A 23785-nucleotide genomic window follows, 5' to 3' on the forward strand; every position below is an offset into this window, starting at 1 on the left:
AACAGAATGAAAAAGGTTCTATTTACCAGCACAATAATGCTAATTGTATTATCAAATTGCAAGCACAATAGTCAAGAAACTCTAAGTATAAAACCTAATCCCGTCAATCAAGTTGCTTTTGAAGTTTTGTCTGATGAAAATTTCTTAACGCAAGATGTGAATTTAGATTTAGGAAATAGTTGGGTGAATGATATCCAACTGGACAATGGCAAGAAATGGACGGCAAACCCGGAAACAAATATTGGTGTAGAAAAAATGAAAGGGATTCTAAAGAATCAAGTTACAGATAGGTTAAGCGACTATCACAATTTAGCTATTCAATTGACTTCCGAAAAAAATTATGTCATTAAAGAATGTACAATGAAAGGACCTTCGCATGAAAACCTACATATTTGGTTACTCCCTTTAATGGAAAAATTAGAAGCATTATCCGAAGCCAAGAACATTGTGGAAGCTTTAGAAATTAAAAACAACATTATTGAGAATGTTGAGGGCTACGATCATTATTTTCAATAAAAAAACCCTATTGAATTGAATCAACAGGGTTTAAAAATTTTATAATTTCTAATTATTATTCTACAATTTTCACACGAACAGCATTCATTCCTTTCATCCCTCTTTCTAATTCGAAAGTAACCTTATCGTTTTCAATAATTTCATCGATTAGACCACTAACGTGGCAGAAATATTTTTCTTGATTTTCAGAGTCTATAATAAATCCGAAACCTTTAGACGAATCGAAGAAAGAAACCTTTCCTTTTCTAATAGGATCGACTTCCTCAATCAAACTATCGTCACGTTTTGGAATACTAACCTCAATGCTTTCAACATCAATTTTTTCTTTTAAAGCTGGATCTGGAGGCGTATCTGTTAAATTTCCGTTGAAATCTACATAAGCAAATTGAATTCCTTCACTTCCTCCTTCTTCCCTTTCCTGCTTACGGGCGTCCATTTTTTTACGCTTATCTTCACGTTTCTTTAAACGCTTTTTTTCCTTTTCACTCTTATTAAATGTTTGCTGAGATTTTGCCATTCGTTGTTTTAAAATTAATTGATAATGTATTGCTGAAGAAGAAGTTAAAATACTAAACGAATGTTTCGATAAGAACCATGTATATTATTAATGAACCTAAAGATATGATTTGCAAAAGTAACTTATGCAACTAGGTATATCTCCTTTAACTCCTGCAAAGATAAGGCATTCATTTTAATTTTAATAATGTATGGGCAGTCTTTTTTTATTGAGGTATAAGCAATTATAAAATAATCTCTTTAAAAGTTATATTTAATTCTTTTTGAAGGTCGTGAATCTTGTGTAATTCCCCTTGTATAATTAAAGCTATAGAGTGGCCTCTTTTGCCTGCTCTTGCGGTTCTACCACTTCTATGAGTATAATAATCCAATTGTTCTGGAAGTTGATGATGGATAACAAAACCCAAATTATTAACATCTATTCCCCGTGCCGAAACATCTGTGGAAACAAGTACTCGAAGCGATTCATTTTTAAAGGCACGCATAACTTTATCACGTTCTTTTTGTTGCATATCTCCTTCTAAAGCCGCTACTGAGAACCCTTCATTTTTAAGGCTTTCTACCAGACTTTGAGTTCCAGCTTTGGTTCTACAAAATATAATGCCACGTTCATCTTTTCGTCTGTCTAAAATTCTTGACAGAATATTTACTTTATCTTTTATATTTGTAGTAATATATTGATGCGTAATATTTTCATTAACCAAACTATCTTTATTGACTTCAACCTTAATAGCCTTAACAGACATATAAGTTTTTATAATTTGCTTAATTTCTTCCGGCATGGTTGCAGAAAACAACCAAGTATTTCTTTTTCCAGAAGTAAAGGATAATATTTTATTTAAATCTTCCTTAAAACCCATACTAAGCATTTCATCTGCTTCGTCTAGAACTAATGTTTTAATGTTTTTTATGTTTATATCATTACGCTCAATTAAATCTATCAAGCGACCTGGAGTTGCAACAACAATATGCGTAGTACGCTTTAGAGAACTTATTTGTTTATCAATTTTTTCGCCACCATAAACTCCTTCAACAAATATTTTGTCTTGAGAATACTTAGTGAATTTGAAAAGTTGTTTTTTAATTTGTTGAACCAATTCTCTTGTTGGCGCTAAAATTAAAGCTTGAATTTCGTTATTTAAAGGATCTATTTGATGAAGAATTGGCAGACCAAAGGCAGCTGTTTTTCCAGTTCCTGTTTGAGCTAGTCCAATAAAATCTGTTTTAGAATTTATTAAAACAGGTATGGTTTGTACTTGTATTAAAGTGGGATCTTTTATTCCCAATTCTTTTAAAGATTTTATATAATCTTTATTAATTCCTAATTCTAAAAAAGTTGCCATGATAGTGTTTTAAATGACAAAGGTAGGTCTAATTACCCATTATGGAGTGAATTATAAGAACAGATTTTGAACCGCTTATAGTATATAATAAACTATCTAGGTTGTTAAAATTCTTTGCAAGAGTTAGTTTCAAATCTTAAAGAAATAAATTTCTTATACTAATTAAGTAATAATTTTTTAGTTTCTGAAGTGCTTTCTGAAGTTATTTTTACCATATACAAACCTGAGCTAAACCCGTTTAAAGTGATGTTATTAGCACCATACATTAACATGTCATTATAAACTAATTGTCCTTTAACAGAATAGATTTCCAATTTGGCCTCCTGAACAGTGAGGTTTAAAGTAACACTTCCTGAAGTGGGATTAGGATACATACTAAAATTAAAAACTGGCAATTCTTGAACAGATAAAGCTTCACAATCAGATTCGTTTTCTACAAAAGAACTAGCTTCGTCTATAATCCAGTTTTGTAAAAAAGGTGCATGAATATCATCCACAAATATACAGTTTAGACTCATGTTTTGAGTCATAATAAATTCTGCAATATTACTGTTATTCCCATTTCTAAAATCAACCAAAGACAAGTTGTTACCTTCACATTTAATAAATCTTAAAAGGGGATTTGCTGAAATATCTAAAGCAGATAAATTATTATAATTCGCATAAAACAATAATAAACCTGGCGCATTGCTTAAGTCTATATCGTTTAAATTGTTATTGCTTATAAACAATCTTTTTAAATCAGGATTATTGCTTATTTGTAAATTGTTGATGTTATTAAATCGACAATCTAAATAACCTAACTCTGTATTTGATTGAACTAATAATTCGTTTAAATTATTTGAACTGCAAGAAAGAGTTCTTAAATCGCCATTATGTGATACATCAAGTACGTCTAAATTATTATAATCAATATAAAGAGATCTTAATTGTGAGTTGCTTGAAAGGTTAATATTTTCCAATAAATTAGAATAACAACCTAAATATTTCAAACTTAAATTTGCTGAAACATCTAAATCTGTTAGTTTATTTAAATTTACAGAAAGATCTTCTAACCTAAAATTTGACAAAACATTAATTTCGGTTAAATTATTTGAACTAACCAAGACTATTTTAAGTTTTGTGTTTTGAGTTACATTCACAGAAGTTAAACTATTGTCGTTGGCATTAATTTCTTCTAAATGAGTGTTTTGGGAAAAATCTAATTCTGTTAATCTATTATAAGAGCAGTTTATTCTTTTCAAATTAATAAAAGCCTCAATTCCAGATAAATCGTCAATGTTTTGATCGCTAATATTTAAGTTTAAAATGCCTTCTGCATCGCTATTTAAAATATTACCATTGACACCATTAGTATCAATATTCATGTTTACCAAAGCTTCTTCAAAATCAGAATCTAGAATGGGTGTCGTTTGGGAATGGGTTTTAATATGAATAGAAAAAACCACTAAAAAAACAGATAAAAATAAATGTTTTGATATGCCGATAATAGTAGGTTGCATATTTAATTGTTTAGAGTTGGATATTAATAGCTTACTTATATTACTCTAAAGGTATAATTTTATTAAAATGAGTAATCATTTAATCGTTATGTTTGATATTTTCTCGTTAACTTACTGTTTTGCACCTAAATATGCCTATATTTTCATAAAATTTTATTAGTTAAAAACATTGTAAAATGAACAATAATTGTTCTTTGAATTGTATTTTTGCAAATTAAAATTTGACCTATGTTTTCTTTATTGAACTTGTTTCGTGTTATAGCTGTCTTGGAAGGAATTTCTTATATCTTATTATTATTTATTGCTGTGCCAATCAAATATTTTGGAGATGAAGAACAATACGTAAAACTTCTGGGCATGCCCCACGGTTTACTGTTTGTTGCCTATATTATATTAGCCTTTATTTTAGGTTCTAGATTGAAATGGCCTACTAAAACATTGTTATATGTATTGGTTGCTTCTATCATACCTTTTGGTACATTTTATGTTGACAAGGTTTATTTAAAGAAAATTTCTTAATGGAAAAATTACAATGTTTATTTTACGATTATTTCGTTTCTCTTAATGTCTCTGAAACATTAGCTAAGTATATAAACATGCTTTGTTTGTTGTTCATACTATTGATTATTATTTATATAACAGATTTTTTAACTCGTAAAATCTTAGTGAATTCTTTTACTAAGTTTTCGGCTAAATCTAAAACCAATTTCGACGATTTATTGATAAATCATAAGGCGCCGCGTAATATTGCCCATATTGTTCCCTTAATAATCACCATTAAAGTTTTTCCTTTTGTTTTTCTAGATTTCCCACATTTCGAAAATTATATCATCGTAATTTTGAAGATATATGGGATTTTATTAACCATTTGGATTATTCGTAGTATTTTAAAAACTTTCGAATCTTATTTTAAAACCTTACCAAGGTTAAAGGATAAGCCTATTGGCAGTTACATTCAAGTAGCTATGCTTTTTTTATGGATTATTGGCTTCGCAACTTTTTTGGCGGTACTAATTGATCTATCATTTTTAAAGTTCTTTACCACCCTTGGAGCGGCATCTGCTGTACTTTTATTGATTTTCAAAGATACCATCCTAGGTTTTGTTGCCAGTATTCAAGTGGCGATAAACGATTCTGTTAGAATTGGAGATTGGATTACCATGGAGAAATATGGTGCAGATGGTGATGTGATAGAAATAAATTTATCGACTGTACAAGTACAGAATTTCGATATGACTATTACAAACATCCCAACTTATGCCTTGATTTCAGATTCGTTTAAAAACTGGAGAGGGATGCAATCTTCTGGTGGAAGAAGAATTAAACGTGCCGTAGTACTAAAGGCTAAAAGTGTTCATTATTTAAAAGACGAGCAAATTGAAAATTTAAAGAAAATCCAGTTAATTTCTGAATACCTTTCTCAACGTCAAAGAGATATCTCAAGTTTTAATGAGTCACATCAAATAGATAAAACCAATTTAATAAATGGTAGAAACATGACCAATTTGGGCGTTTTTAGAAAGTATTTATTAAGTTATATACAAAATCATTCCGCAATTAATAAAGATATGTCTATTATGGTGCGACAACTTGAACCTACACCACATGGCCTGCCTTTAGAGATTTATGCGTTCAGTAGTGATAAACGTTGGGAGAATTATGAGTATATCGTATCTGACATTTTCGATCATGCTATAGCAGCTGTGCCCTACTTCGATTTAGAATTGTTTGAATATCCTACCAATTTTGCAAACTCAAATAAGTAATTTATTTTATTCGATCCTTAACGTATTCTAATTTACTTTTACCATGAGGTGCTGGTTTACCATCGTCTCCTAGATTAACCATAACAATATTTTCGACAGTTAAAATAGTTTCACGTGTCATTTTATTACGTGCTTCACAATTTAATGTAATAGAAGTTTTTCCAAATTTTACTACACTCATTCCTAATTCAACAATGTCGCCTTGTTTAGCAGAACTATTAAAATTAATTTCAGAGATATACTTGGTTACAATTTTAGAATTTTCTAATTGAATATTGGTATATAAAGCCGCTTCTTCGTCAATCCAAGCTAATAAACGACCTCCAAACAAGGTGCCATTTGGATTTAAATCTTCTGGTTTTACCCATTTTCTTGTGTGAAATCTCATCATAAGTTTTGTTTTTTTATTGATACTCAAAGATACCTTTTAATACGGTCATCTCCTTATAACCTGTATCATTAAGATTTATTTGAACATACGTTTTCTCTATTTGTTAATAACCTTGTTGATATTGAAAATCGCGATGTCAAAATATCCTGAGCATTATTTATAAATTTAAAAAAACTTATTAAAATGAAAAGATCCTCAGACCTTATAGCTTGTCGTCCTCAAATCTCTTCAATTACCTTTTCAGATTCCATGAGCGATGACGAACGTTTTCAAAATGCCACGTTAAGACCCATAATCAAACTTCAAAACAATTTATTTATTGAAGTTTTTAAAAACTATGTAACCAAACATAAAAATGTGTTTTTTGGTTTAAGTCTTGAAAAGCAAATAGATTATATAGAAAATGCCATTCAAAAGGACATGAAATTTAGAAACTCTTTAAAAGGAATGGTTATAGGGCAATTTACAGTTGAAGAATACCAACTTTACATTACAAATTCTTCGACTTTAAATAAACGAATGATGCACCTTGTTAAGGAAAAATTAATTAGTAATATTCAAGTTTTTCATCCTATCTTTGTTTAAGATATGAATTTAAAAGAACAATTGTTACAAGCCTGTTATGGTTATGTAAACAAACGTATTGCTAGTTACAAAGGCGAAATAGAAACCATTAAGGAATCTATTGACAGCAACGATAAAAGCAATAACGAAGGTGACGATTCCGGTAGCGGAAAATTATTTAACGATTTAGAGTTGAATGCACAATATTTGAACGATGCAAATAAAATGCTTGATACTCTAAAAATGATTAATTCCAAAACAGTCAATACAGATGTTGTATTAGGCAGTTTGGTTAAAACCACTTCGAACAATTTTTTTATGTCCATAAGTATGGGCAAAATTGATATTGAAGATGTTACTTATTTTGGAATTTCTTTAAACGCTCCAATAGGTCAACTACTTAAAAACAAAGTCGTTGGAGACGCCATTACTTTTAACGAAAATACTTTTACTATTACCGAAATTAAATAATAGATTCACCATTTAAATTAGTTGTAAGCACATCGCTCATATAATTAAAATATGGTCGAATGCTTTTGAATGCGCTATTGACATCTTCAAAAAACGATGCAGATAAAACCTCTTTATCTGTATAGTTTTTAGAAAATATGTATTGTTTTTTACGTATTAAATCGATTGCTGGATGGTCTTTATCGAAATTTCTTGGAGCTGTTTTTAATTCGTCTCCAACAAAATCGCCCCAAACAGCGCTAATTTTTTTATTTGAAATGATGTCTCTAATCTCAGTATCATCCATTTCAAATTCTTTTCTAATTCGAAGTAAATCGTCTTTGCTCGGTTCCCAAAAGCCAGTGGCTATAAAAGATTTATTATTAGGTTCCAGATGCAAATAATAACCTCCTCTTAATTCTGGTTTCTTTCTGTGAAACGAACCTCCAAAATGGTTTTTATAAGGTTGTTTGTTTTTTGAAAAACGCACATCTCGATAAATTCTAAAAATCTTCAGATTGTCAATATCATCATGGGTTCTTAACCCATCTAATACTGAATTATAAAAAGCTTTAGTTAGTTTTTCTACTTTTTTAAATTCACTCTTATTATCATTAAACCAGTCACGATTATTATTTTTTTCTAATTTATTTAGAAAATCGAAGATGTCTTTTGAAACAGTAGCATTCATTATAAAAATATTTTGGTTAAAAGTACAAAAAAAGTCCTGCTATAAAGCAGAACTTTTTTAATTTGAAGTTTTTGAAATTTTATTTAGCTAAAGTAAAGATCTTCTTTGAAGTGGCTTTTTTACTTGTATCATAATACTCAACAACAAAATTACTATTGGCATCAAAGTATCCAATTCCATTGTAATTGTCTGATGTAAAAATATAGTTATTAGCTCTATTAGTAATTATACAGTTACCAAAATTTGGTTGCGCATCTGATCCAGTAATCAAGAAACCATTACTATTTTTTTTCAAAATATAATTAGTATTGTTATAATTATAGGTTACAGATTCAGATATAGAATCGTAATACGTATCTCTATCATCCTCTATTTCTACTGTTTGAGTTACTTTAGTAGGTGAGGCAACAATTTGCTGATTTACTTTATTTTTATCGCTAGAATCCAATTCAATGTCTTGCACCTCTCGAGTAGTTACTTTTACTTTTTGTTCAGTTACTTCCCTCCCATCATTTACAGTAATAATCTTAGTAGTTGTTTCTTCAGAGACATTTACGTTAACAGGTTTTTCCTGTGCAAAAAACACAGCTGGAGCCAAAAAGGCAATCATATATATTAATTTTTTCATTTTGATTTGATTTAAAGATTAGTAATAAATTAGTAAAGATTAAAAGGTTTAATTTCCGTCAAAGACATCTTCTACTTCGTCTGCCGCATTTTCAATTCCATCGCCAACATCATCTGCAACATCTTCAATATCATCTCCTACATCGTCTAACGTTTTTTCTACTTGGTTATCTGCTTTCTTTTCTTCTCTACAACCCATAAATACGGTTGATAAAGAAAATAACACAGCAAATATTAATAAGATTTTTTTCATATTTATAAATTTTAATGGTTAGCATTAATACTTGATTTTCAAATATCTACTATACAAATATGATATAATAAATCTGATTGAAATAACTTTTATGAAAACTAAATTAACTCAAACAAATATTTAGTATCGCAAATCATATTCTTTTAAACTTCTAGTACATTTTCTTTTAGAGCATCTGTTGATTTCTTGCTCCATGCATCTAGCATCCAACTTGCTTTTTCAAGTTCTCGAATATAAGCTCCAATGAGATCTATGGTACCTTCGTCTGATACTGCATGACATTTTTCTATTACCAAATTCATTTGTTTTAAAAGTATGGTATGGTCGTTAATAGTTTCAGAAACCATTTCTCTATCTGTGAGCAAAGCAGAAGCCTCTTCAATGGAAGACACTTTTAAGTAATCGCTATATTTACTCATTGGATGATATCTAAGTGTTAAGATACGCTCGGCAATATCATCTATTTTAACTCTTGCATCCGTATATAATTCTTCAAATTTATTGTGTAAATCGAAGAAATTCTCACCTAATATATTCCAATGATTGCTTCTTAGTTTTTGGTAGTATAAATGGTAATCCGCCAATAGCGTATTAAGTTCCACCACAACTGGTAATAATTTTTCATCTTGCATGTTCAAATAACTCATAATTATATCTTGTTTTTTTGATTCGTATATCTACAAGCTATAGTTTGAGTTCAGAAAGTCAGATGATTTAACATGGTTTAACGGTTTTAAGTTTTTATTAACTTAAATTATGTTAAAGAAAACTCTAAATGTTAAAGAAATTAAGAAAAATTAAAGTCAAATTGGGTTATTCGAATTCTATTTTATTAAGAATTAAGCCAGATGCAGGAGCAATATAATCCATGACTTCTATGCTTTCAGGCTTTAAAGAGTCTTGTATATATTCTAAAGTAATATCTCCTCTTCCTAGTTTTATTAGAGCTCCCATAATCAATCTGATTTGGTTACGCATAAAACCTTGTCCTCTAACCCTAAGTAAATAAGAAGTTTCTGGAAAGAAATTGGCAGTAAAGATTGTGTTTTCTACTATTTCGCAAGTTAAAATCTCTCGATTATAAATACCATTGTCTGTGGCTTTATAGCAATAGGTTTTAAAGTTGTGAAATCCTTCAAATAATTTAGCTCCTTGTTTCATGAGCTCAATATCAAGTTCCTGCAAAATAGTTGTCATAATCGGAGCACAAAACGGATGAAACTTATCTCCATGAGCAAAAACATATAAATATTCTTTAGTTTTTGCACTGTTGATGATATTAAATTTCTCATCCACTTGTCTAATAGACAGTGCTCGAATATCTTGTGGCAAGTTATGATTAAACAAGGCTAGAAATTCATTTAAATCTTCTAAAGGTTCGTAAACAAACAATTCGAAAGCCGCTTCTTCTGCAGAAACCATTGCATCTGTTCTGCCAGAGCCTAAGCTTTTGAATCTTTTTCCTTCAAAAATATAGTTAAGAGTTCTGTCTATCATTAAATGAACCGTTTTTAAATTGGGTTGTTTTTGCCAACCATGAAAACGGTAACCTAAATACTGAACTTTTAAAACGTAATAATATCTTTTATTGAACACCTAAACTTTATTTTAATGCCGAAATTACAGCATTTAAAGTAACTAGCACCTTTTTATTTTTTTGAATTACAAATTAGAATTGCTAATGTCTCTTTTTTAATTCTTTAATAACATCTTCCATTTGAAACCCTTTGGCCTGAAGCAAAATTAAATAGTGAAACAGCAAATCTGCACTTTCGCTGATAAAAAGATCGTCATTATCATCTTTAGCTTCTATAACAACCTCTACAGCTTCCTCTCCTACTTTTTGAGCAATTTTATTCATGCCTTTTTCAAATAAGGATGCCACATAAGAATCTTCTGAAGATGAATTTTCTTTTCTATCTTTTATAATATCTTCAAGTTGAGAAATAAAACCGAAGGTCTGCGTATTATCTTCATTCCAACAAGTATCCGATCCTTTATGACACGTTGGCCCGCTAGGATTAACTTGTATCAGTAAGGTGTCGTTATCGCAATCTAGTTTTATATCAACCAAACTTAAATAGTTACCACTCTCCTCACCTTTGGTCCACAGTCTTTTTTTGCTTCTACTATAAAAAGTTACTTTATTTAATTCTTTTGTTTTATTGAAAGCCTCTTCATTCATATAGCCCAACATCAAAACATTTTTTGTTTGAACATCTTGAATAATGGCTGGTACTAATCCGTCTATATTTTTATTAAAATCTATTTTCATTACAATCTCACTTCTATGTTATTCTTTTTTAATTCATTTTTTAAATCATTAATAGCAATTTCACCAAAATGAAATACGCTGGCTGCTAATGCGGCATCTGATTTCCCGATAGTAAACGCATCTACAAAATGCTGCATCTTTCCTGCTCCACCAGATGCGATTATAGGAATATTAAGTTCTTCAGAAAGCTTTTTTAAAGCTTGATTTGCAAACCCGTTTTTTGTTCCATCGTTATTCATAGATGTAAATAATATTTCTCCTCCGCCACGAGTTTCAACTTCTTTTGCCCATTCGAATAAATCCAATTCTGTTGGAATACTTCCGCCAGCGATATGAACAAGCCATTTATCATCTATTAATTTAGCATCTATAGCAACCACGACACACTGACTTCCGAATTTTTCAGATAATTCATTAATTAAATCTGGACGTTTAATAGCCGAGGAATTAATAGAAATTTTATCTGCGCCACATTTTAAAAGAGCTTCGACATCTGCAACTGAGGAAATACCTCCTCCAACGGTAAATGGAATATTTATTTGTTCGGCGACTTTTAAAACCAACTCTAACATGGTTTTCCGACCTTCAAGAGTGGCAGAAATATCTAAAAAAACTAATTCGTCTGCACCATTCATGGCATATTGTTTTGCTAACTCAACGGGATCTCCTGCATCTCTTAAATCGACAAAATTGATACCTTTAACGGTTCTACCGTTTTTGATATCCAAACATGGAATAATTCTTTTTGTAAGCATTTAAAAATGTGTTTCTAAATCCTTTAAACTAATTTTTCCTTCGTAAAAAGCTTTTCCAATAATAACAGCTTCACACCCCATATCTTCTAATAAATTAAGATCTTCTATACAAGAAACACCGCCAGACGCTATTAACTTAACAGACTGTCCATTGCTATTTGAGCAAGAATCTATAATTTTTTTATACAAATCTAATGACGGTCCTTCAAGCATACCATCTTTGGAAATATCTGTACAAATGACATATTGGATGCTCTTTTTTTGATAATTTTGAATAAAAGGAATCACTTCTAAAGCACTTTCCTCCTGCCAACCGCTGATAGCAATTTTTTCATTCATACAATCGGCTCCAAGGATTATCTTGGTTCCTCCATATTTTTCAAGCCAACCTTCAAACATTTTGGTATTATTTACGGCTATACTTCCGCCTGTAATTTGTTTTGCACCGGAATTGAAAGCAATATGTAAATCCTCATTGGATCTGATTCCACCACCAAAATCAATTTTCAAATTGGTTTTGGAAGCTATTTGTTCTAGAACCTTGAAATTAACAATTTGCTCTGCTTTTGCGCCATCTAAATCTACTAAATGTAAATACTCAATACCTGCGGCTTCAAATTGCTTAGCCACTTCTAAAGGGCTTTCATTATATATTTTTTTTGTGCTATAATCTCCTTTTGTTAACCTTACGCACTTTCCGTCAATGATATCTATTGCTGGTATGATTCTCATATTATAATTCTAAAAAATTTTTTAATAATTGTTCTCCTGCATAACTACTTTTTTCTGGATGAAATTGAACTCCATAAAAATTGTCTTTTTGTAAGGCTGATGAATAGATTTGGGAATAATTAGTAGTTGCTATAGCTTCTGGGCAAATTTCGGCATAATAACTATGTACAAGATACATATATTCATTATCAGAAATGCCATTAAAAAGCTTAGATTTTAAATTAGTTACAGTGTTCCATCCCATTTGTGGAACTTTTACCTGATTTGAAAATTGTTTTACAGAAACATTAAAAACACCTAAACCTTTTGTGTTCCCTTCTTCTGTATCATTACAGAGCAATTGCATTCCTAAACAAATGCCTAATACTGGCTGTTTAAGCTGTGGAATAACAATTTCCAAACCGCTTCTATTAAGCATTTCCATGGCACTTTTAGCTTGGCCTACACCAGGAAAAACAACTTTATCTGCTTTTAATATATCTTCCCGATTATTAGTTAAAACAGCATCTATCCCCAAACGTTTAAAAGCAAATTGGATGCTTTTAATGTTTCCTGCTCCATAATCTAAAATGACTAAATTCATATAATAGTTTTTTTTGTCATTCAGAGCACCATGCCTGCCGGCAGGCAGGAAGCGAAGAATCCATTAATACAGAGATTCTTCAGTCGTACCTCCTTCTGAATGACAAAATATTTATAAAAGACCCTTTGTTGATGGTAAAATCATCTTATCCACATCTCGTTTTACAGCCATTTTAATTGCTTTTGCAAAGGTTTTAAAAATGGCCTCAATTTTATGATGTTCATTAATTCCTTCCGCTTTAATATTCAAGTTGCATTTGGCTCCATCTGTAAAAGATTTAAAGAAATGGTAAAACATTTCTGTTGGCATCTTCCCAATCATTTCGCGCTTAAATTCCGCATCCCAAACCAACCAGTTTCTTCCACCAAAATCAATAGCTACCTGAGCTAAACAGTCGTCCATGGGTAAACAAAACCCATAACGCTCAATCCCTAATTTGTTGCCTAAGGTAGTAGCAAAAATCTCGCCTAAAGCAATAGCAGTATCTTCAATAGTGTGGTGTTCGTCAACTTCTAAATCGCCTTCAACCTTGATGTTTAAATCTAATTGTCCGTGTCTAGCTATTTGATCCAACATATGGTCGAAAAAAGCAATTCCTGTATCTATGTTACTTTGTCCGGCACCGTCTAGATTCAAATCTATTTTAATCTTAGTTTCATTGGTATTTCGTTCTATAGAACCCCTTCTTTCCTCGGTTTTTAAGAATGAATAAATTTCTTTCCAACTATTAGTTTCTAAAGCGATATATGGATCTAATTCCTCTCTTTTAACTGTAATTTCATTGGTTCCTAGATTGGTGTTGTCATTTATAAAAATGCCTTTAGATCCTAAATTTCTAGCTAATTCGATATCAGTTAAACGATCTCCAATGACAAACGAGTTTTCTAAATCGTATGCTTCTGAAAAATATTGCGTTAACAACCCTGTATTAGGTTTCCTAGTTGGCGCATTATCTTTTGCAAAAGTTCTATCAATAAATTGTTCTTTAAATGAAACACCTTCAGCTTGAAACGCTTTTAATATGAAATTGTGCACTGGCCAAAACGTGTTCTCAGGATATACTTTAGTTCCCAAACCATCTTGATTGGTAATCATGACGATTTCAAAATCCAATTCCTTGGCTATACGACCTAAGTATTGAAACACGTTTGGATAAAATTCTAGTTTTTCAAACGAATCAATTTGTTCGTCTGCAGGTTCTTTTATAATGGTTCCATCTCTATCTATAAAAAGTACTTTTTTCATAATTAACTTGTTAATTAACCCTGAACTAGTTTCAGGATCTTTTTTAATAATTTTCTAATGTTTCTTTATTAGGATTTGTAATCTTTATTAGGTTCCATTTCCAATCCTTATGCCAATTCTTTAATTGTTTTTCTCTGTCTTTAGCGTCTTTTTTGGTTTCATACACTTCAAAATACACTAGATCCTGCACACTGTATTTTTTAGTAAATACAGCTCCTTTTCCTTACCTATGTTGTTCAATCCTAATCTTTAAATTTTCTGTATATCCAATATATAAAACAGTTCTGTTTTTATTTGTTAGTATATAACAGTAGAATTTATCTGGCTCCATTTTTTTTTTTAAATCTATAATTTTATTATTAAGGCTCCTGAAACGAATTCAGGATTTCGAAATTGATTGAAGTGTTTCAAACAATTTCTCATTTTCTGCTTTTGTTCCAACCGTTAAACGCAAACAATTATCACAACCTAACTGATTGGTTCTGTTTCTAATAACAATATTATCATCTATTAATTGTTTATATCTTAAGTTGGCATCATCTACTTTTATAAGTATAAAATTGGCATCAGACGGATAAATTTTTGAAATAAATTTTATAGTATTTAACTGAGGTATTAACTTATCTCTTTCCAGTTTTATTTGGTTAATTTCAGAAATGACTTCAAGATATTTGGTTAATCTTTTCAAGGCGGAAATTTGAGTTAAACTATTGACATTATATGGTGGCTTTATTTTATTCAGAATAGCTATAATTTCTAATGAAGCATAGCAAACTCCAAGTCTAATTCCCGCCAAACCATAAGCTTTTGAGAAGGTCTGAGTAATAATTAAATTTGGAAATTCTTCTAATCTTTTCAACCAGCTTTCTTTTTCTGAAAAATCAATATAGGCTTCATCTAGTACAACAATCCCTGAAAACTTTTTAAGTAATTCTTCAACTTGAGAAATCTCAAAAGTATTTCCTGTTGGGTTATTAGGAGAACATAAAAATAAGATTTTCGCATGAGATACTTCTAAAATTTGAGTTACCTGGGGTTGAAATGTATCAGACAAAGGTACTTCTACAAAATCAACAGAATTTATGTTCGCTAAAACCTCGTACATCCCATAAGTTGGTGGTAACGTTATGACTTTATCTAAATTTGGTTCGCAAAAAGCTCGAAGGATTAGATCTAAAACTTCATCGCTACCATTCCCTAAAAGGATGTTTTGGGTAGCCACATTTTTTATTTTTGAAAGTTCCAATTTCACGAGTGACTGTTTTGGATCTGGATACCGGTTCATGCCATTGTCAAACGGGTTCTCGTTGGCATCCAAAAACACCATATTGTCAAAAACTTCCTGATACTCATCTCTTGCAGACGAATAAGGCTTTAGTTTTTTGATGTTTTCTCTTACCAAATTATCAATATTAAATACTTCTTTTTCCATTTGACTACTGATTTTCTATGTTAGAAATTCCTACTTCCCCAGGAAGTATATCTTTTAATCTAATAGAAACTGCATTTTTATGAGCTTGTAACCCTTCTGCTTCTGCCATTAACTCAATAGTATTCCCAATATTTATTAAACCTTCTTTCGATATTTTTTGAAACGTAATGCTTTTGTTAAAACTATCTAAATTCACTCCGGAATAAGACTTACTAAATCCGTTAGTAGGAAGGGTATGATTGGTTCCAGAAGCATAATCTCCAGCACTTTCGGGGGTGTAATTTCCAATAAACACAGAACCTGCATTTATAATATTATCCAAATAAAAATCTTCGTTTTTTGTGCAAATTATAAAGTGTTCTGGAGCGTAGTCATTAATTAAATCCATAGCGTCTTCATCACTTTCCAAATAGATGAATTTTGAATTCGAAATCGCTTTTTCGGCCATATCTTTTCTTGGTAATTCCTTAATTTGCTTCGTTATTTCCATTTGAACTTCTTCTATAAGATCTTTGGAAGTTGAAACCAGAATAACCTGACTGTCTGAACCATGTTCTGCCTGACTTAATAAATCTGAAGCTACATAACTTGCATTAGCCGAATCATCGGCAACCACTAAGAGTTCACTTGGTCCAGCAGGCATATCGATTGCGACTCCAAATTTGGTTGCCAACTGCTTAGCGACGGTTACAAACTGATTTCCTGGTCCAAATATTTTATAAACTTTAGGAATGGTTTCAGTTCCAAAGGTTAAACCTGCAATGGCTTGGATACCTCCTACTTTAAAGATTTTAGTGATACCACATAATTCTGCGGTATATAAAATTTCGTTTGCAATATTTCCTTCCTTATTTGGCGGCGTACACAAAATAATTTCTTTACAACCTGCAATTTTAGCTGGAATAGCCAACATTAAAACAGTTGAAAATAAAGGCGCTGTTCCGCCTGGAATATATAATCCTATTTTTTCTATAGGTCTTTTTTCCTGCCAACATATAACACCTTGCGTTGTTTCCACTTCCACTTTTTCCGTTTTTTGTGTTAAGTGAAACTTTTCAATATTATCTTTCGCTCTATTTATGGCAATTTTTAATTCGGTTGAAATTTCTTTTAAAGCTTTTTCAAATGAAGTTCTAGTTACAATATTTGAGTCTAAAATCACACCATCAAACAATTGGGTGTATTTTGAGATGGCTTTGTCTCCATTTCTTTTTACATCATCAAAAACCTGATTGACCGTGTCTTCTAAATTTTCTACCTTCTGTGTTGGCCGTTGTAATAAAACTGACCAATCTTCCCTTTTAGGGTTTATTATACTTTTCATATTACCATGTTTTCAATTGGACACACTAGAATTCCTTGAGCTCCATGCAATTTTAATTCATCAATAACTTCCCAAAAGTCATTTTTATCAATTACAGAATGTAAAGAACTCCAACCCACTTCCGCTAAAGGTAATATAGTAGGACTTTTCATTCCAGGTAGTACTTTTATGATATCTGGGATTTTATCATTTGGAGCATTTAACAGGATATATTTAGATTGTCGCCCTTTTAAAACAGATTGAAACCTAAATTTTAATTTGTCTAAAATCTTTTGGTTTTCAGAAGAAATTAAAGGTGAAACAGCTAAAACAGCTTCAGAGTTTAAAAGCACTTCAACTTCTTTTAAATTGTTTTTAAATAAGGTACTTCCACTTGAAACAATATCAACAATAGCATCTGCAAGTCCGATATTAGGAGCAATTTCTACAGAACCATTAATAATATGAAGTTGTGCCTCAATCTTGTTTTTTAATAAAAACTGGTTGACCGTGTTTGGATACGATGTAGCTATCCGCTTACCTTGTAAATCTTGCACAGATTTAAACTTTGTTGATTTTGGAACAGCAAGAGAAACTTTACATGTTGAAAAGCCCAGTTTTTCTACAATTGCTATATCATTTCCTTTTTCAATTAAAATATTTTCTCCAATAATAGCGGCATCTACAACGCCATCTCGAAGGTATTGCGGAATATCTCCATTACGTAGGTAAAACACTTCGATTGGAAAATTTTTAGCTGAAGCTTTTAATTGGTCTTTCCCATTTTCTATTGAAATTCCCACATCTTTTAGGATTTTCATGGAGTCCTCGTGAAGACGACCCGATTTTTGAACTGCAATTTTTAGTTTACTCATTATTTGTTTAATAATGTTTGAGTAAATCTTTTCGGAAAGAAATTTCTGTTTTTAGAAACAAAAAACCCGCTTGATTAACTCAAACGGGTTTTTAAATATGTTGATTTTATTCAATACATTTTCAGCTCGCTTGAATGCCAGAATGAAAATGATGATGATGTGATTGAATAAATGTCATGTTCTTTTTTTGTGAGTACAAATATTGTAAATAATTATTTAGAATTCCTAAACAATTATTATATTTTTTAATTATTCCCAAGTATTAGAGGCATTCCAGATTCTCCAGAACCTATAACAATGATCTTAGTATTAGGCGATTCCGATAGTTTAACGGTTGCGTCTATACCTTTATCTTGTAAAATTTTATCGGTTAGTGAAGCACTTAAAATTCTATTAGATTCTGCTTTCCCTTCCGCTTCAATAATTACTTTTTGAGCTTCTTTAGCGGCGGTAACCAATCTAAATTCGTATTCTAAAGATTCTTGTTCTTGTTTTAATTTACGTTCAATAGCGTCTTTAATAGTTGGTGGCAAAGTTACATCACGAACTAAAATTTCATTTAATTGAATGTATTGATCTTGAACAATGTTTTTTGTTTCTTCAAAAATCTCTTGTTGGATAGCGTCACGTTTACTAGAATATAATTGTTCTGGCGTATAACGTCCTACAACGCTTCTAGCTGCCGAACGAATAGCTGGCAACAAAACACGTTCTTTATACATTTCACTTTTCTCTTGATGAAGTTTTCCTAAGTTTGCATAATCTGGTTGAAACCAAATTGATGCTTCTAATTTAATATCTAACCCATTAGAAGAAAGCACGTTCATTCTCTCCAATAATTCTTGCTGTCTTACTTCATATACGATTACTTTATTCCAAGGTGCTACAATATGAAAACCTTCACCTAAGGGTGGTTCATCTGTTACAACTCCACCATCGAAAGTTCTATATAAAACACCTGCTTCTCCTGAGTCAATAGTGACAGCGGATTTGGCAAGTAAAACAAGTAAAATAATAGCAATAATAATAGTTGGCAGAGCAACTTTAGGTAATTTTTCCATATATAAAATTTAAATTAATCCGTTATATTTTCTGATAAACCATTCTGCAGATAAGCAAAATATAATTAAGGCAAGAAGATATTTCCAGTCTATCAAAGGTACAACATTTTTATGGCTCTTTTGAATAGGTTTGTATCTTTCATCTTCTAATAAATTACTTAACAAAAGACCGCTATTACTAGCAAAATAACTAGTTCCATTATTGGAATTTGCTATTTGCTGTAACTTATTCACATCAGCATTTAAAAACTGCTGTTCTATATTATAATCCAGAATTTTAAAACTTCCAGATTTAGAGATATTCTCATTTTTAGCACTTACTGTAAATTGATATTCTGAAGCAGGCAAACTACTTAAATCTACTTGATAATAATTGTTTTTCAATATGAAGGGAAAGGATTTAGGTTTTTCTAAAACCTTATCCATTACAGTTATTGACAAGGATTCCTTAGCGTCAAATTCGTAATTTTTATTGAAGAATTGCGCTTTTATGAGGACACTTGAGTTTCCTTCATAAAAGGAACTATAATCTAAACTAAGTCTCGTTTTTCTTTCTGTAGATGCTAGATACTGTACAAGTTTCCCAATGAAATTATCAAAACTATTGAAAGATTTATCATTTAAATAAGTTTGGGCACGCCATTTCCAAAGATCTTCTCCAAACAATACAGCTTCTCTTCTTCCATTGTGTTCCAAAGTTGATAGCAGACTACTTTCAGTAGTATAATTACCTACTTTTTTAAACAGAATTGTCTGAAACGGAATTTTAAATGATGCTTCACCAAAACTAGATTTTAAGGGAGGAAATGATTCGAAATCTAAATCTTCAATTATAAATTCTGAAAAATTAGAATTCAAAACAGCTTGAAAATCTTCCGTTTGATTTGTTATTTCATTCGTAATATTTAAATCAAGACTGTTTAAATATCTCCAGTTAGTTTTTGTTCCAGAAATTAAAAAATAATTACTATTTGTTTTCTTCAGACCCTCGAAAACATCATTAAAGTTATTATTAGGTTGATACAACATAACTAATTGAAAATCATTTGTTTTATTAATAAACTCATTGGGTTTTAAAATTGTTGCTTGACGCTGTTCATTAGCTTCAATACTCTTTTTTAAAGCTCCTAAATCTGGATGTAATATATCTGAAACAATAGCCACATTTGTCTTCTGATCGATCACTTCAACAGCAAATTCTTTGACATTATTAATTTGATTTTTTTCACTTTCTAAAGGTACCAAAATAGCTTTGTATGTTTGAACCCCTACCTGATTGGCCGGTAAATAAAAGTTTAAAATTTGGGAGTTATTGGTTTTCGAAAAACTTACTTTTTCTGAGTACAATGCAGAAGAACCACTTTGCACCTTAAAGACTGAATTTACAGAATCTTCACCATGATAGACCAAGATTACTTCTACAGGAAATTTATTCTTTAAATAGGCATATTTATTAACATTTAACTGTTGCACCTTTAAATCTGAATAAATAGTAGAATCTCCTAAAATAACAGAATAAACAGGTTGCTTGTATTTATTTGCCGAAAACACATAATCGCTTCCAAGCGTTTGGTTTCCATCCGTTATTAAAACTGTTGGAGAAATGGTTTGTTTGTAAATCTGATTGAATTCTTGAAAAACCTTATCCAGATTGGTCTGCTGTTCGTTAAAACGAATAGAGTCGGATAATTTTACTTGATTCCCAAATGAATAAATTTGAACATTAAATTTTTCGTTAATTTCTGGATTCGACTTTATATCATCCAATATGGACAAAGCATTTGTGTCTTGTTTCAAATAGGCTATAGAATTTGAATTATCGACAGCCACAACCAAATTGGGCTTTTCCAGATACACACTCTCACTTTCAAACTTAGGATTGACAAGCAAAAGTAATAAAGAAAATACAGAAATAAACCTCAAAGACGTAAGAAGCATTTGTTTTCTAGACATTTGCTTTACCTTATATTTATACAGAAAAAGCGCTACGAATAGCGCTATAATTCCTGATAATATAATGTATATAAGAGTTTGAGACCCCATTGAGTTATAAAGTTATTTTGAAGAGATTCCCTACTTCTAGGGAATGACTAAATGGATTATGTTAACATCCCTCCATCTACATGAATTGTTTGCCCAGTAATATAAGAGCTCATGTCGCTAGCTAAGAACACACAAACATTTGCAATATCCTCAGGAGTTCCACCACGTTTTAAAGGAATAGCATCTCTCCATCCTTTTACAGTAGCTTCATCTAATTTATCTGTCATTTCGGTTTCAATAAAACCGGGAGCAATCACGTTGCTTCTAATATTTCTTGAACCTAATTCTAATGCTACAGATTTAGAGAAGCCAATAATGCCGGCTTTAGAAGCCGCATAATTAGTTTGTCCTGCATTTCCTTTCACACCAACTACAGAGCTCATGTTAATAATAGAACCACTGCGTTGTTTTAACATGGTACGCTGTACAGCTTTAATCATATTAAAAACAGACTTTAAGTTAACCTCAATAACGGTATCGAAATCTTCTTCTGAAATACGCATTAACAAGTTATCTTTTGTAATACCAGCGTTATTAACTAAAATGTCAATCGTGCCAAATTCAGCAACAACGGCATCAACCAAATCTTGAGACTCTTTGAAATCGGCCGCATTACTCTTATAACCTTTGGCTTTAACACCCAAGGCATTTAGTTCTTTTTCTAATTCGTTGGCTGCTTCAACAGATGAGCTATAAGTAAAAGCAACATTGGCGCCTTGTTGAGCAAAAACCTGTGCGATTCCTTTACCAATTCCTCGGCTTGCCCCTGTAATAATGGCTGTTTTTCCTTTTAATAATTTCATATTTGATAAGTCAGATTTGTTAGATTCCTGCTAAGGCAGTAATGACAGTTTTAATTAAACCTTTGTATATGTGTCAAAGGATTTTTTCTCAAGTCAAATATAGCAAATACAAATTGTATCAAATAAAAAAACCTCACAAAATCTTGTGAGGTTTTTTTTATGAATTAAATTGATCATATTAGTTTTTAATGAACTTTTTAACACCGGTTCCTTTATCAGAGTCAATTAATAAAAGATATACCCCAGCATTCAATTCTGAAACATCTATTTGAGACTTGCCAACGGAATTTCCTAAAATTATCGTTTTTATAGATCTGCCATTTATATCAGTAATTCCTACCTTATTAATTTTTAAACCTGTGCCATTAGAAATTGAAATAACATTATTTACAGGATTCGGAAATATAGAAAAAGCATCTGATACAACTTCACTTATAGATATTGAGTTTTCAGATACCCCATAAAGAGTAATCGTGATATTTTCCCAAACACCTGTATTTGAAGCATCAGCATATCCATTCCCTATCCATACATTATATGTAGGATTGGCCGAAAAATCTATTGGGGTGGCAAGTGTCTGTGAATCTGTTAGATTGACTGGAACTACATTGCTGTCACCAGTTGCCCAGAAAATTCTCTCGTTAGCACTAAAATTAGTACTACCTCCAGCTTGTAAAACTCCATTTATATTTATTGTATTTGTTTGCGACACATATACCGTTAAATCATTTCCATTGGTATTATTTACTGAACCCGTTAGCGTTGCTTGGATGTCTATTGATGTTAGAGTTCCTGAAAGCTCATTGTCTGTATAAATTCTAAAAAAATTTCCTCCATCTGCGTTTAGAGTGGTGGCAATTATGTCAACCTGAGCATGTGAATAAAAACTACATAATGTGAATACTAAGAGTAATTGTTTTTTCATGTTTAATAAGATCTAAAATTTATTTATGAGGCAAAAATATAACAAAACATTAACTCTTAACTGATTTTTTATTACAAAAACACTGTTAGTTCTCTATTATAGTTTAAGCAGATATGTTTTTAAATCTTACCTAAACTCCACAATAGGCAATAAAAAACCTCATAAAATTAAAAAAATTATGAGGTTATATTATATATAAAGCGGATATTATCCTAAAACTTCTTTTACTTTTTTACCAATTTCAGCAGGAGATTCAACCACGTGGATTCCACATGCTCTCATAATGGCCTTTTTAGCTTGAGCAGTATCATCGCTTCCACCAACAATAGCACCAGCATGACCCATGGTACGACCAGCAGGAGCAGTTTCTCCAGCAATAAAACCAACAATAGGTTTTTTAGATCCACTAGCTTTATACCAGTTAGCCGCATCTGCTTCTAACTGACCACCTATTTCACCTATCATAACAACAGCTTCAGTTTCTGGGTCGTTAATTAACATTTCTACTGCTTCTTTGGTTGTAGTTCCAATAATTGGATCTCCACCAATACCTATAGCTGTAGTAATACCTAATCCTTGTTTTACAACTTGATCTGCAGCTTCATAAGTTAAAGTTCCAGATTTAGAAACAATACCTACTTTTCCTTTTTTAAAGACAAAACCTGGCATAATACCAACTTTTGCTTCACCTGGTGTAATAACTCCTGGACAATTAGGACCAATTAATCTGCACTCTTTATTTTTAATATAGCTTGCAACTTTAATCATATCCGCAACAGGAATACCTTCAGTAATAGTAATTATAACTTTAATTCCAGCGTCTGCAGCTTCCATAATAGCATCTGCAGCAAAAGCTGGTGGTACAAAAATTATGGTTGTATCTGCTCCAGCTTCTTCAACAGCTTCTTGAACCGTATTAAAAACTGGTCTGTCTAAATGTGTTTGTCCTCCTTTTCCTGGTGTTACACCTCCTACTACATTTGTTCCATACTCAATCATTTGACCAGCATGAAATGTTCCTTCACTACCTGTAAAACCTTGAACAATTATTTTTGAATCTTTATTAACTAAAACGCTCATTGTTGTTTAATTTTTTATGTTTATAAAACGTTGCAAAAGTAAGTTTTTAACGGC

Annotated in this window: 27 protein-coding genes and 1 pseudogene; 5 read left to right on the plus strand and 23 right to left on the minus strand. The window is 31.2% G+C overall.

The features are described from left to right. The first annotated feature begins 6 nt into the window (after nucleotides 1-6). The gene (locus tag IEV77_RS09730) at nucleotides 7-516 is read left to right on the plus strand and encodes a hypothetical protein (protein ID WP_188464237.1); all 510 of its coding nucleotides are present in this window, start codon (nucleotides 7-9) and stop codon (nucleotides 514-516) included. 55 nt (nucleotides 517-571) lie between these two features. Here IEV77_RS09730 and IEV77_RS09735 read toward each other — a convergent pair whose 3' ends face one another. The 3 genes from IEV77_RS09735 to IEV77_RS09745 all read right to left on the minus strand — a co-directional run bounded on the left by IEV77_RS09735 (nucleotide 572) and on the right by IEV77_RS09745 (nucleotide 3877). Next, on the minus strand, nucleotides 572-1033 hold the full coding sequence (locus IEV77_RS09735; protein ID WP_188464240.1) for a cold-shock protein: 462 nt from the start codon (nucleotides 1031-1033) through the stop codon (nucleotides 572-574). A gap of 223 nt (nucleotides 1034-1256) precedes the next feature. Continuing rightward, the gene (locus IEV77_RS09740) at nucleotides 1257-2375 is read right to left on the minus strand and encodes a DEAD/DEAH box helicase (RefSeq protein ID WP_188464242.1); all 1119 of its coding nucleotides are present in this window, start codon (nucleotides 2373-2375) and stop codon (nucleotides 1257-1259) included. A gap of 158 nt (nucleotides 2376-2533) precedes the next feature. Next, on the minus strand, nucleotides 2534-3877 hold the full coding sequence (locus tag IEV77_RS09745; protein WP_188464244.1) for a T9SS type A sorting domain-containing protein: 1344 nt from the start codon (nucleotides 3875-3877) through the stop codon (nucleotides 2534-2536). Between the two features lie 228 nt (nucleotides 3878-4105). Between IEV77_RS09745 and IEV77_RS09750 the strand changes: the two genes are divergently transcribed. Together IEV77_RS09750 and IEV77_RS09755 are read left to right on the plus strand one after the other, a co-directional pair. Then, nucleotides 4106-4396, plus strand: a complete 291-nt coding sequence (locus IEV77_RS09750; RefSeq protein ID WP_188464246.1) for a DUF3817 domain-containing protein — start codon at nucleotides 4106-4108, stop codon at nucleotides 4394-4396. Continuing rightward, nucleotides 4396-5643: a mechanosensitive ion channel family protein gene (locus IEV77_RS09755; RefSeq protein WP_188464248.1), complete on the plus strand. Its 1248-nt coding sequence runs from the start codon at nucleotides 4396-4398 to the stop codon at nucleotides 5641-5643. The genes IEV77_RS09750 and IEV77_RS09755 overlap by 1 nt, the downstream gene beginning before the upstream one ends. A 1-nt stretch (nucleotide 5644) precedes the next feature. Here IEV77_RS09755 and IEV77_RS09760 read toward each other — a convergent pair whose 3' ends face one another. Continuing rightward, nucleotides 5645-6031, minus strand: a complete 387-nt coding sequence (locus tag IEV77_RS09760) for an acyl-CoA thioesterase (RefSeq protein WP_188464863.1) — start codon at nucleotides 6029-6031, stop codon at nucleotides 5645-5647. A 186-nt stretch (nucleotides 6032-6217) separates the two neighbouring features. Between IEV77_RS09760 and IEV77_RS09765 the strand changes: the two genes are divergently transcribed. Continuing rightward, on the plus strand, nucleotides 6218-6619 hold the full coding sequence (locus IEV77_RS09765; protein ID WP_188464250.1) for a glyoxalase: 402 nt from the start codon (nucleotides 6218-6220) through the stop codon (nucleotides 6617-6619). A gap of 3 nt (nucleotides 6620-6622) precedes the next feature. Continuing rightward, nucleotides 6623-7069 (plus strand): transcription elongation factor, encoded by a 447-nt coding sequence (locus IEV77_RS09770; RefSeq protein ID WP_188464252.1) that lies wholly within the window; start codon nucleotides 6623-6625, stop codon nucleotides 7067-7069. On the opposite strand, the gene IEV77_RS09775 is transcribed toward IEV77_RS09770, so the two are convergent. The 19 genes and pseudogenes from IEV77_RS09775 to sucD form a co-directional block, all read right to left on the minus strand. Continuing rightward, a complete protein-coding gene (locus tag IEV77_RS09775) occupies nucleotides 7062-7739 on the minus strand; it encodes a DUF2461 domain-containing protein (RefSeq protein ID WP_188464254.1) in 678 nt (225 codons plus the stop codon). The two genes, IEV77_RS09770 and IEV77_RS09775, sit on opposite strands and share 8 nt — an antisense overlap. 79 nt (nucleotides 7740-7818) lie before the next feature. After that, nucleotides 7819-8367: a hypothetical protein gene (locus tag IEV77_RS09780; protein ID WP_188464256.1), complete on the minus strand. Its 549-nt coding sequence runs from the start codon at nucleotides 8365-8367 to the stop codon at nucleotides 7819-7821. Between the two features lie 48 nt (nucleotides 8368-8415). Continuing rightward, nucleotides 8416-8619: a hypothetical protein gene (locus tag IEV77_RS09785; RefSeq protein WP_188464258.1), complete on the minus strand. Its 204-nt coding sequence runs from the start codon at nucleotides 8617-8619 to the stop codon at nucleotides 8416-8418. Between the two features lie 143 nt (nucleotides 8620-8762). Then, a complete protein-coding gene (locus IEV77_RS09790) occupies nucleotides 8763-9266 on the minus strand; it encodes a Dps family protein (RefSeq protein ID WP_188464260.1) in 504 nt (167 codons plus the stop codon). A 166-nt stretch (nucleotides 9267-9432) separates the two neighbouring features. After that, on the minus strand, nucleotides 9433-10215 hold the full coding sequence (locus IEV77_RS09795) for a tRNA pseudouridine synthase A (RefSeq protein WP_188464263.1): 783 nt from the start codon (nucleotides 10213-10215) through the stop codon (nucleotides 9433-9435). An 82-nt stretch (nucleotides 10216-10297) separates the two neighbouring features. Next, complete coding sequence (gene hisIE / locus IEV77_RS09800) at nucleotides 10298-10894, minus strand: bifunctional phosphoribosyl-AMP cyclohydrolase/phosphoribosyl-ATP diphosphatase HisIE (protein ID WP_188464265.1); 597 nt, start codon at nucleotides 10892-10894, stop codon at nucleotides 10298-10300. Beyond that, a complete protein-coding gene (hisF, locus tag IEV77_RS09805; RefSeq protein WP_188464267.1) occupies nucleotides 10894-11649 on the minus strand; it encodes an imidazole glycerol phosphate synthase subunit HisF in 756 nt (251 codons plus the stop codon). Before hisF ends, hisIE begins: the two co-directional genes overlap by 1 nt. After that, nucleotides 11650-12381, minus strand: coding sequence for a 1-(5-phosphoribosyl)-5-[(5-phosphoribosylamino)methylideneamino]imidazole-4-carboxamide isomerase (gene hisA, locus IEV77_RS09810; RefSeq protein WP_188464269.1), 732 nt, complete (start codon nucleotides 12379-12381; stop codon nucleotides 11650-11652). A 1-nt stretch (nucleotide 12382) separates the two neighbouring features. Beyond that, nucleotides 12383-12964 carry an imidazole glycerol phosphate synthase subunit HisH gene (gene hisH, locus IEV77_RS09815; protein WP_188464271.1) on the minus strand — a complete coding sequence of 194 codons (582 nt, stop codon included), beginning with the start codon at nucleotides 12962-12964 and terminating at the stop codon, nucleotides 12383-12385. A 111-nt stretch (nucleotides 12965-13075) separates the two neighbouring features. Then, nucleotides 13076-14209 carry a bifunctional histidinol-phosphatase/imidazoleglycerol-phosphate dehydratase HisB gene (gene hisB, locus IEV77_RS09820; protein ID WP_188464273.1) on the minus strand — a complete coding sequence of 378 codons (1134 nt, stop codon included), beginning with the start codon at nucleotides 14207-14209 and terminating at the stop codon, nucleotides 13076-13078. Nucleotides 14210-14252: 43 nt separating this feature from the next. Continuing rightward, nucleotides 14253-14540: pseudogene (locus IEV77_RS09825) on the minus strand (GIY-YIG nuclease family protein). A 48-nt stretch (nucleotides 14541-14588) separates the two neighbouring features. Then, nucleotides 14589-15641 (minus strand): histidinol-phosphate transaminase, encoded by a 1053-nt coding sequence (hisC, locus tag IEV77_RS09830; protein ID WP_188464275.1) that lies wholly within the window; start codon nucleotides 15639-15641, stop codon nucleotides 14589-14591. Nucleotides 15642-15645: 4 nt separating this feature from the next. Further along, nucleotides 15646-16965, minus strand: coding sequence for a histidinol dehydrogenase (gene hisD / locus IEV77_RS09835; protein WP_188464277.1), 1320 nt, complete (start codon nucleotides 16963-16965; stop codon nucleotides 15646-15648). After that, a complete protein-coding gene (hisG, locus tag IEV77_RS09840; RefSeq protein WP_188464279.1) occupies nucleotides 16962-17819 on the minus strand; it encodes an ATP phosphoribosyltransferase in 858 nt (285 codons plus the stop codon). Before hisG ends, hisD begins: the two co-directional genes overlap by 4 nt. A 245-nt stretch (nucleotides 17820-18064) precedes the next feature. Then, on the minus strand, nucleotides 18065-18880 hold the full coding sequence (locus IEV77_RS09845) for a prohibitin family protein (RefSeq protein WP_188464281.1): 816 nt from the start codon (nucleotides 18878-18880) through the stop codon (nucleotides 18065-18067). A 9-nt stretch (nucleotides 18881-18889) separates the two neighbouring features. Next, the gene (locus tag IEV77_RS09850; RefSeq protein WP_308419214.1) at nucleotides 18890-20833 is read right to left on the minus strand and encodes a VWA domain-containing protein; all 1944 of its coding nucleotides are present in this window, start codon (nucleotides 20831-20833) and stop codon (nucleotides 18890-18892) included. Between the two features lie 146 nt (nucleotides 20834-20979). Beyond that, nucleotides 20980-21726: a 3-oxoacyl-[acyl-carrier-protein] reductase gene (gene fabG, locus IEV77_RS09855; RefSeq protein WP_188464285.1), complete on the minus strand. Its 747-nt coding sequence runs from the start codon at nucleotides 21724-21726 to the stop codon at nucleotides 20980-20982. A 178-nt stretch (nucleotides 21727-21904) separates the two neighbouring features. Beyond that, nucleotides 21905-22651 (minus strand): T9SS type A sorting domain-containing protein, encoded by a 747-nt coding sequence (locus IEV77_RS09860; RefSeq protein ID WP_188464287.1) that lies wholly within the window; start codon nucleotides 22649-22651, stop codon nucleotides 21905-21907. 207 nt (nucleotides 22652-22858) lie between these two features. Continuing rightward, nucleotides 22859-23731 carry a succinate--CoA ligase subunit alpha gene (gene sucD / locus IEV77_RS09865; protein WP_188464289.1) on the minus strand — a complete coding sequence of 291 codons (873 nt, stop codon included), beginning with the start codon at nucleotides 23729-23731 and terminating at the stop codon, nucleotides 22859-22861. Between the last annotated feature and the right edge of the window lie 54 nt (nucleotides 23732-23785).

This window comes from Xanthomarina arctica (assembly GCF_014638915.1).
GTDB lineage: Bacteria > Bacteroidota > Bacteroidia > Flavobacteriales > Flavobacteriaceae > Xanthomarina > Xanthomarina arctica.

Bases quoted from the DNA above. Each gene is read 5' to 3' on its own strand.
- IEV77_RS09740 (WP_188464242.1), bottom strand. From the start codon at position 2,375: ATGGCAACTTTTTTAGAATTAGGAATTAATAAAGATTATATAAAATCT.
- hisA (WP_188464269.1), bottom strand. From the start codon at position 12,381: ATGAGAATCATACCAGCAATAGATATCATTGACGGAAAGTGCGTAAGG.
- IEV77_RS09735 (WP_188464240.1), bottom strand. From the start codon at position 1,033: ATGGCAAAATCTCAGCAAACATTTAATAAGAGTGAAAAGGAAAAAAAG.
- IEV77_RS09845 (WP_188464281.1), bottom strand. From the start codon at position 18,880: ATGGAAAAATTACCTAAAGTTGCTCTGCCAACTATTATTATTGCTATT.
- sucD (WP_188464289.1), bottom strand. From the start codon at position 23,731: ATGAGCGTTTTAGTTAATAAAGATTCAAAAATAATTGTTCAAGGTTTT.
- IEV77_RS09850 (WP_308419214.1), bottom strand. From the start codon at position 20,833: ATGTCTAGAAAACAAATGCTTCTTACGTCTTTGAGGTTTATTTCTGTA.
- hisD (WP_188464277.1), bottom strand. From the start codon at position 16,965: ATGAAAAGTATAATAAACCCTAAAAGGGAAGATTGGTCAGTTTTATTA.
- IEV77_RS09750 (WP_188464246.1), top strand. From the start codon at position 4,106: ATGTTTTCTTTATTGAACTTGTTTCGTGTTATAGCTGTCTTGGAAGGA.
- IEV77_RS09745 (WP_188464244.1), bottom strand. From the start codon at position 3,877: ATGCAACCTACTATTATCGGCATATCAAAACATTTATTTTTATCTGTT.
- hisIE (WP_188464265.1), bottom strand. From the start codon at position 10,894: ATGAAAATAGATTTTAATAAAAATATAGACGGATTAGTACCAGCCATT.
- hisH (WP_188464271.1), bottom strand. From the start codon at position 12,964: ATGAATTTAGTCATTTTAGATTATGGAGCAGGAAACATTAAAAGCATC.
- IEV77_RS09775 (WP_188464254.1), bottom strand. From the start codon at position 7,739: ATGAATGCTACTGTTTCAAAAGACATCTTCGATTTTCTAAATAAATTA.
- IEV77_RS09765 (WP_188464250.1), top strand. From the start codon at position 6,218: ATGAAAAGATCCTCAGACCTTATAGCTTGTCGTCCTCAAATCTCTTCA.
- fabG (WP_188464285.1), bottom strand. From the start codon at position 21,726: ATGAAATTATTAAAAGGAAAAACAGCCATTATTACAGGGGCAAGCCGA.
- hisG (WP_188464279.1), bottom strand. From the start codon at position 17,819: ATGAGTAAACTAAAAATTGCAGTTCAAAAATCGGGTCGTCTTCACGAG.
- IEV77_RS09860 (WP_188464287.1), bottom strand. From the start codon at position 22,651: ATGAAAAAACAATTACTCTTAGTATTCACATTATGTAGTTTTTATTCA.
- hisC (WP_188464275.1), bottom strand. From the start codon at position 15,641: ATGGAAAAAGAAGTATTTAATATTGATAATTTGGTAAGAGAAAACATC.
- IEV77_RS09785 (WP_188464258.1), bottom strand. From the start codon at position 8,619: ATGAAAAAAATCTTATTAATATTTGCTGTGTTATTTTCTTTATCAACC.
- IEV77_RS09760 (WP_188464863.1), bottom strand. From the start codon at position 6,031: ATGAGATTTCACACAAGAAAATGGGTAAAACCAGAAGATTTAAATCCA.
- IEV77_RS09730 (WP_188464237.1), top strand. From the start codon at position 7: ATGAAAAAGGTTCTATTTACCAGCACAATAATGCTAATTGTATTATCA.
- IEV77_RS09755 (WP_188464248.1), top strand. From the start codon at position 4,396: ATGGAAAAATTACAATGTTTATTTTACGATTATTTCGTTTCTCTTAAT.
- IEV77_RS09780 (WP_188464256.1), bottom strand. From the start codon at position 8,367: ATGAAAAAATTAATATATATGATTGCCTTTTTGGCTCCAGCTGTGTTT.
- hisB (WP_188464273.1), bottom strand. From the start codon at position 14,209: ATGAAAAAAGTACTTTTTATAGATAGAGATGGAACCATTATAAAAGAA.
- hisF (WP_188464267.1), bottom strand. From the start codon at position 11,649: ATGCTTACAAAAAGAATTATTCCATGTTTGGATATCAAAAACGGTAGA.
- IEV77_RS09770 (WP_188464252.1), top strand. From the start codon at position 6,623: ATGAATTTAAAAGAACAATTGTTACAAGCCTGTTATGGTTATGTAAAC.
- IEV77_RS09790 (WP_188464260.1), bottom strand. From the start codon at position 9,266: ATGAGTTATTTGAACATGCAAGATGAAAAATTATTACCAGTTGTGGTG.